This window comes from Vreelandella sp. L-15 (assembly GCF_056857635.1).
Genome location: NZ_JBSXNN010000081.1, coordinates 52,868 through 59,479, shown reverse-complemented (window position 1 = coordinate 59,479; position 6,612 = coordinate 52,868). Strand labels below are relative to the sequence as shown.

The following is a 6,612-nucleotide window of genomic DNA, read 5'->3' as shown; positions in this document are numbered from 1 at the left end:
TGATGGAAGTAATCGAAGACCGACACGGGCGGGGCTCCACCCTCATCGCCAGCCAGTTACCCACGGAGCACTGGCATGACTACATCGGCTCCGCCACGCTGGCAGACGCCATCATGGATCGGCTCCTGCACGGCGCTCACCCACTCAATCTGAAAGGGGAATCACTGACAAAAACCAACGCACAAAAAACGGAATCGGTTGACGCATCGTGACCGCTCAGCGTACAAAACTCTCTCCAGCCTGAAGGCCGTGTGCAAATCGGTCACGATCACCGTAATGACCGGTCACGTTCGCCGGAATACGCAACTCCTTAAGCGTAAGAGTTTTTTACAGCTTTGCAAAGAAATATTACTCGTTACATACCACTATTTTCTTCTGGGAGTTCTTCGGTGCTGTCATAGGTAGCATCCGAGTCATCACTCATGGAGTTTGGTTCCATGTCGCTGGCGTTATCACCCTCGTCATGGGTTAAATCTGTCTTGTCATGATCAGACGGCATAGCTGAGTCATTAGACTGAGCTTCGACCGGCTGCTCATCTGGAGAAATGTTGTCTGCCGGATCTGCAGGCTCTTGAGCAAATGTCAGTGGGCTTGCTACCAGACCAAACGCTACACCTAAAATACCAGCTTTCTTGAGTAGTTCCTTGGACATCATATTCCGCCTCCTCGATCGCTGTGAAATACCGCTATTTAAGGAAGAGTGACATCTTGTCTTACCAGTTCCTGCAGTAATCTTCCTTGACAAGTATGTAGCAGCCTATATGCCAAAAACTCTCAATAGAAATAAAATCTATTTATATACAGACACTTATAAAAACAACCACTATGCCAATTAACCCTCTAGCACTGGCTTAAGTAGATGATTAGTTGGCTACATATGACACATGCGCGGTGTTTGACCATGCTTGCATGCCAATATGGCACACTTATACATAAGTTATGCAAGCCAAGACGGAGAGTGGTATGACACAGTGTTAGCTGTTAACGACACGGGAGGGTGGGAAAACACAGCGGAACAACGCCCCCTCACCGGGTAACGACTCCACTTGAAGCTGTGCATCATGGCGCAGTAGAACGTGTTTAACAATGGCAAGGCCAAGACCAGTACCGCCAGTGGCGGTACTGCGGCCCTTATCAACGCGGTAGAAGCGTTCGGTGAGACGCGGAATATGCACCGGATCGATCCCTTCACCGTCGTCGTCCACTTCAATGCAGGCACTGCCATTGGACAGAGCCACCCAGCGGAGCGTGATTTGACTTCCCTCCGGCGTATAGCGCACTGCGTTGAATGCTAGGTTTGAGATGGCGCTGCGTAGTTCTTGCTCGCTGCCCACCAGGCGCGCCTCGCACTCCAACGCCACCTGAACGCTATGCTGCTGGTTCGAGAGCGCCAGCGCATCCCGGCGAATGCTCTCAAGCATCGACCCAACCTCAAGCGGCTGATGATCTTCGCCGCCTCGGTCAATCTCCAGGCGTGACAAAAGCAGTAGATCATTCACCAAGCTCTGCATACGCTTGGTCTGCTCTTCCATCTGACCAATGCCTTTACTCAGGCGCGGTGGCAGCATCTCTTTAAGATCGCCATAGGTTTCCAGATAGCCGGAAAGAACGGTGAGTGGGGTGCGCAGCTCATGGGAAACGTTAGCGACGAAGTCGCGGCGCATCTGCTCTAGGCGATGCAAGCGGGTAATATCCCGCGCCATAACCAAGCGCTCGTCATCACCATAGAGCGTGATTTGATACTGCAGAATGCGACGCTCATCAATGGGCGAGGTGAGCGTGAGCGGCTCGCTGTACTCACGGGCATTAAAGTAGCTGATGAAACGCGGGTCGCGCAGCAGATTAGTAATGTGCTGACCGCGGTCATGGGCGGTTTGCAGGCCTAGCATGTCGGTGGCGGCACTGTTCCACCACTCTAAATCACCGTGGCGATCCAGCATCACGACGCTATCACGCATCGCTTCCGAGGATTCTTGAATACGCGCGAGGGTTGCTCGCAGCCGGCTTTGGGTAATGCGCTGGCTTTTTTGGTAACGGTAAAGGCGATCGAATAGCTCGCCCCACATGCCAGTTGCCGCAGGAGGCTCATCGTGCGGGTTGAGCGTTAGCCACTTGAACAGCGCCCTAAGCTGGCGGAGTTGATACACCAAACAGAGCGTTAGACCCGCGGCTAACCCGAAACCGGGGTAACCTAGCAGCCATCCCAGGCACATCCCTAGGAAAGCCAGCCAGATAATTCGCCACAGTTCACGGCTCCACAGACGCACGATTACACCCGAGCAGAGAAACGATACCCAGTGCCCCGCACTGTTTGAATCAGATTCTGATGCGCTTCACCTAGCGCTTTGCGCAACCGGCGAATATGCACATCCACCGTGCGCTCTTCTACATACACATTGCCGCCCCACACCTGATCAAGTAGCTGGCTACGGGTATAGGCGCGCTCTTGGTGAGTCATAAAGAATTGCAGTAAGCGGTACTCGGTAGGGCCCATCTCCAGCGCTTTGCCATGGGCGCTGACGCGATGGCTCACTGGGTCCAGTAGCAATCCATTGATTTCGATGGGGTCTTCCACACCGCGCGGGGTCGCCCGGCGCAGCACGGCTTTAAGACGAGCCACCAACTCGCGGGGGGAAAACGGCTTGGTGATGTAGTCATCCGCCCCCGCCTCCAGGCCCTGAATTTTATTATCCTCTTCGCCTTTGGCGGTCAGCATAATAATTGGCAGCTCAGCGGTGGCCTCTTCGCGCTTGAGACGACGGGCCAGCTCGATGCCGCTGGTGCCCGGCATCATCCAGTCCAGCAGCAGCAGGTCGGGCTGGTGGTCAACGACCATCGCATGGGCATCCTGGGCGTTGTCCGCTTCAAGCACGCGATAGTCAGCCATTTCCAGCGCCACAGCGATCATCTCGCGAATGGGTGCCTCGTCATCGACAATCAGTACGGTCTTGGCGGTCATCCAGGGCCTCACGGTGTTCTATGAAAACTCGTTTATACAAAACAGTTCAATGACATGTCTGTGACGATGACACCATGACTTAATGACAATTCTATGACACCCAGCATAATTAGCCAGCTGCAGGCCACCAGCTCAGAACAATTCCGGCAAATACCAAGAGCCCTGACCAGTGGTTATTCAGAAACGCCTGGAAGCAGCGGTCGCGGTCACAGTGAAAAATTAACCGCTGCTGATGAGCAAACGTCGCTGCCATGCCTACCAAGCCCAGCCAGAAAAAACCGCCTAACCCAACCCGCAACCCCACCCAGGTAAGCAACGCCAGCGTAGCAAGCTGCAGCAGGCCAATGATGAAACGGTCGGCGCTGCCAAACAGCACCGCGGTGGATTTAATGCCGATTTTCAGATCATCGTCACGATCCACCATGGCGTATTGGGTATCGTAAGCCACCGTCCACAGCAGGTTAGCGCTAAATAGCAGCCAGCCTTCCAGCGGCACATGCCCCAGTACCGCGCCAAACGCCATTGGGATCGCCCAGGAGAAAGCCGCCCCGAGCACCACCTGGGGAAAGTGTGTGTAGCGTTTCATAAACGGATAAATAAATGCCAGCAGCACACCCCCAAGCGAGAGCAGCACGGTAAACCAGTTGGTCAGCAGCACTAAAATAAAGGCGGCGGCCACCAGCGCCACAAATAGCAGCTGCGCTTCGGTTTCGCTGATCCGACCGGTGGCCAGTGGCCGCTGCTTGGTACGCTTTACATGGCCATCGAAGTGGCGGTCGGCGTAGTCGTTCACCACGCAGCCTGCGGCGCGCATCACATATACCCCGGCAATAAAAATCAGCAGTACATCGCGGCCTGGCACGCCCTCTGACGCGACCCACAGCGCCCACAGCGTTGGCCACATCAGCAGCCAAGTGCCAATGGGTCGGTCCAAGCGCATTAACTGTAAGAAATCTGCCAAACGGGCCCACCCGGTCGGGCGCAACAGAGAACGGTCCATGCTCATGCTTACCTCGTCAAAAAAGCTGCTGCGTTAGCCTAGCGCGACGGAAGGCCCAGCGCATCCGCCATGGTAGATAAAAAATACTCCTGAACCAGTAACGAAAGCCCACCATGTTCAAAGACAGAGCGCCGCCCCCATAAGCTATTGGCCGATAGCCCCGGCTGCTGGTGGGTAAAACGTGGCGGCGTCACCGTGGCTTCAAGCGGCCCGCGTACCAAGTCGGGCTGCTGAAATAGCCAGCTGCCTAACGAGCGCTCGCCCAACTTCCCCAAACCTTTTCCCTGTAGCTGGTGAAGCGGGGCCACCGAACGCGCTACCACCCACGGCGTTTCATCAACACACAGCGCCACCTCGCGCAGCCACGCGTAACGGCGAGGCGCGATGCCTAGGGCCAAGGCTTCATCGCGCTGGGGCAGGCCAATGGTTTGGCGCAGCAAGCGCACCCGAAATGTTCCCGGCTCGCCTGCTGCCATGAGGCGCGCGGTTAAGGAATCCGTGGACGCTACCCACTGCCACCAAGGCGCACTCATGGCTGGCTGAGCGGCTGCCACGGGCAGCCACTGAGGGAAGAGCGAAAACGCAGGAGTGGATAACACAGGGGCGGTCACCTAGGCCTCCAAGGCGGTCAATTCAGAGCGGGCTAGTGTAACATGGTGGCTTTACAGGCTTTTGTTCCACCGACGTTTGGTGACGGTATGCCCGACTCACACACGACATCTTCCAGAACACCTCACCACCACGCCGCGCTGGTGATTGTGGGCACCGGCATGGCAGGCGTTGGCCTCGCTCGCGCGCTGCGACGCCAAGGGGATACGCGCACAATCACGCTGGTCAGCGCTGACAGCGGTGATGATTACAGCAAACCGCTGCTGTCGACAGGCTTCGCCAAGCGCTTGAGCCCTGACAAGCTCGCCCAGCGCAGCGCTGAAGCGCTCGCCGATGAATTAAACGCACAGATCGTTACCCACACCCTCGTCACGCAACTGGATGTGGATAACCACGTACTGCAACTCAGCAGCGGAGCAACGCTTGGCTACGATGAGCTAGTGCTCGCCACCGGCGCGGCCCCTCACACGCCGTTTCGCATACCGAGCGAGCTGGCCGAGCGCTGTTTTACCGTCAACGACTTGGATGACTACCGCCGCCTACACGGAGCACTCAACCAGCCTACTCGCGTCGCGATTATTGGCGCCGGATTAGTCGGCTGTGAATTCGCCAACGACCTACACGCAGGTGGGCACCAAGTCACTGTGATTGCACCAGAGAGCACCCCTTTGCCGCGCCTACTCCCTGAGCGGCTGGGTAGCGCACTGGCCGATGCGTTTCAAGAGGCTGGTATTCGTTTAGCGCTTGGACGCACCTTAGAGACATTATCCCAAGATGCAGACAACGCTTTGACGCTGCAACTCGACAATGGCGAGCGCCATACGGTAGATATCATCCTATTCGCGACCGGTTTGGCACCTCGCACGCAGCTTGCTAAAGCGGCAGGGCTGAGTGTTAGCCCCAGCGGCATTCAGGTTGACCGGCAACTACGCACCAACCAGCCGCATATTTATGCGTTGGGCGATGCCGCGTGTATTGACGGGGTGAATGCCATGTATGTGCAGCCGCTGCAAGCAAGCGTCAAAGCCCTGGCAGCTACCCTTGGCGGCACCCCAACGCCTGTTAGCTTCGGCGCTTGGCCAGTCGTGGTGAAAACCCCACTGCTACCCGTGGTGGCCTACCCTCCCACTCAGCCCCCAGAGCGCTGGCGGATTGAGGGCGACGGCAATGATTTCACCGCGTTAGCGGAAAATAAAGACGGACGTTTGATTGGTTTTGCGTTGACAGGCGGCTGCGTGAGAAGGAAAGTGGAGCTTTCCAGAGCTGCCCCAAGCCTGCTAGGCTGATTTTCGCCGCATTCACGACTAGGCTAAAGAAGCGCTGCCTGCTGGGTAGGCTACCAACAACATTGATGTTTGTTTTCCACAAGGGAGATTCCTTTATGCGCAAACCTGAACTCGCTGCAGCCATCGCTGAAAGTGCTGACCTTTCCAAAGACAAAGCTGGCCAAGTCCTCAATGTCATCCTGGACGAAATCACCAACAGCGTTGCTAAAGGTGAAGATGTAGCGCTGATCGGTTTTGGTACGTTTACCGTTCGCGAGCGCGCTGCCCGTACCGGTAAAAACCCGCAAACCGGCGCACCGCTGCAGATTCCGGCCAGCAAAAACGTGGCATTCAAGCCAGGCAAAGCGCTCAAGGACGCCGTTTCCTAATGAAGCTTTCGCTGACGCTGTGGCTACTGGGCTTTATGCTCAAGCGAGCCCTGCGCCGTAAGCCGCGCTTTCGTGAGCAGCTCGAGCGCATGCGCGGCCTCGACTGGGGTGTCGCTACGGAAGACTTAAGCACCGCCCGCTACTACCGGATGGCGCCTAACGGCATCACCACCGGCAAGGGGTTGCCCGTCGATCTAGACCTTGAGCTGCGCTTTCGCGACCAAGACGCGGCGCTGCGTATTCTCAAGAAGCCTACCCAGCAGGCGTTTCTGGACGGCATGGTGGCAGGAGACGTCCGCCTCGTCGGCGACTCCTCCGATATGAACAAGCTGCAAAAATTGTTGAAGTATTTGTAGCGCCATACGCCCAGCCGCAGGCAACCTGCTCCCC

At 56.6% G+C, this 6,612-nt stretch carries 9 protein-coding genes; 4 read left to right on the top strand and 5 right to left on the bottom strand.

Annotated features, from left to right (window positions below; translation table 11 throughout):
• On the top strand, positions 1-212 hold a 212-nt coding region (locus tag AC13CY_RS12375; protein ID WP_483052599.1), incomplete at its 5' end, for an ATP-binding protein.
• A 143-nt stretch (positions 213-355) separates the two neighbouring features.
• Here the strand turns inward: AC13CY_RS12375 and AC13CY_RS12370 are convergent.
• The 5 genes from AC13CY_RS12370 to AC13CY_RS12350 all read right to left on the bottom strand — a co-directional run bounded on the left by AC13CY_RS12370 (position 356) and on the right by AC13CY_RS12350 (position 4,570).
• Positions 356-655, bottom strand: a complete 300-nt coding sequence (locus AC13CY_RS12370; protein ID WP_044629305.1) for a hypothetical protein — start codon at positions 653-655, stop codon at positions 356-358.
• A 319-nt stretch (positions 656-974) separates the two neighbouring features.
• The gene (phoR, locus tag AC13CY_RS12365; RefSeq protein WP_054640736.1) at positions 975-2,267 is read right to left on the bottom strand and encodes a phosphate regulon sensor histidine kinase PhoR; all 1,293 of its coding nucleotides are present in this window, start codon (positions 2,265-2,267) and stop codon (positions 975-977) included.
• A 2-nt stretch (positions 2,268-2,269) separates the two neighbouring features.
• Complete coding sequence (gene phoB / locus AC13CY_RS12360) at positions 2,270-2,959, bottom strand: phosphate regulon transcriptional regulator PhoB (RefSeq protein ID WP_054640735.1); 690 nt, start codon at positions 2,957-2,959, stop codon at positions 2,270-2,272.
• Positions 2,960-3,068: 109 nt separating this feature from the next.
• The gene (gene ubiA / locus AC13CY_RS12355) at positions 3,069-3,959 is read right to left on the bottom strand and encodes a 4-hydroxybenzoate octaprenyltransferase (protein ID WP_062374510.1); all 891 of its coding nucleotides are present in this window, start codon (positions 3,957-3,959) and stop codon (positions 3,069-3,071) included.
• Positions 3,960-3,997: 38 nt separating this feature from the next.
• The gene (locus AC13CY_RS12350; RefSeq protein ID WP_062374497.1) at positions 3,998-4,570 is read right to left on the bottom strand and encodes a chorismate--pyruvate lyase family protein; all 573 of its coding nucleotides are present in this window, start codon (positions 4,568-4,570) and stop codon (positions 3,998-4,000) included.
• 87 nt (positions 4,571-4,657) lie between these two features.
• Here AC13CY_RS12350 and AC13CY_RS12345 point away from each other — a divergent pair, with 87 nt between their 5' ends.
• The 3 genes from AC13CY_RS12345 (at position 4,658) to AC13CY_RS12335 (ending at position 6,578) form a co-directional block, all read left to right on the top strand.
• Positions 4,658-5,854, top strand: a complete 1,197-nt coding sequence (locus AC13CY_RS12345) for an NAD(P)/FAD-dependent oxidoreductase (RefSeq protein ID WP_483052598.1) — start codon at positions 4,658-4,660, stop codon at positions 5,852-5,854.
• Positions 5,855-5,949: 95 nt separating this feature from the next.
• Complete coding sequence (locus tag AC13CY_RS12340) at positions 5,950-6,222, top strand: HU family DNA-binding protein (RefSeq protein ID WP_018918476.1); 273 nt, start codon at positions 5,950-5,952, stop codon at positions 6,220-6,222.
• Positions 6,222-6,578: a hypothetical protein gene (locus AC13CY_RS12335; protein ID WP_044629301.1), complete on the top strand. Its 357-nt coding sequence runs from the start codon at positions 6,222-6,224 to the stop codon at positions 6,576-6,578. The genes AC13CY_RS12340 and AC13CY_RS12335 overlap by 1 nt, the downstream gene beginning before the upstream one ends.
• Positions 6,579-6,612: the final 34 nt, after the last annotated feature.

Excerpts from the sequence above, each read along its gene's own strand:
- AC13CY_RS12370 (WP_044629305.1), bottom strand. The coding sequence starts at position 655 with ATGATGTCCAAGGAACTACTCAAGAAAGCTGGTATTTTAGGTGTAGCG.
- phoB (WP_054640735.1), bottom strand. The coding sequence starts at position 2,959 with ATGACCGCCAAGACCGTACTGATTGTCGATGACGAGGCACCCATTCGC.
- ubiA (WP_062374510.1), bottom strand. The coding sequence starts at position 3,959 with ATGGACCGTTCTCTGTTGCGCCCGACCGGGTGGGCCCGTTTGGCAGAT.
- AC13CY_RS12345 (WP_483052598.1), top strand. The coding sequence starts at position 4,658 with ATGCCCGACTCACACACGACATCTTCCAGAACACCTCACCACCACGCC.
- AC13CY_RS12340 (WP_018918476.1), top strand. The coding sequence starts at position 5,950 with ATGCGCAAACCTGAACTCGCTGCAGCCATCGCTGAAAGTGCTGACCTT.
- AC13CY_RS12335 (WP_044629301.1), top strand. The coding sequence starts at position 6,222 with ATGAAGCTTTCGCTGACGCTGTGGCTACTGGGCTTTATGCTCAAGCGA.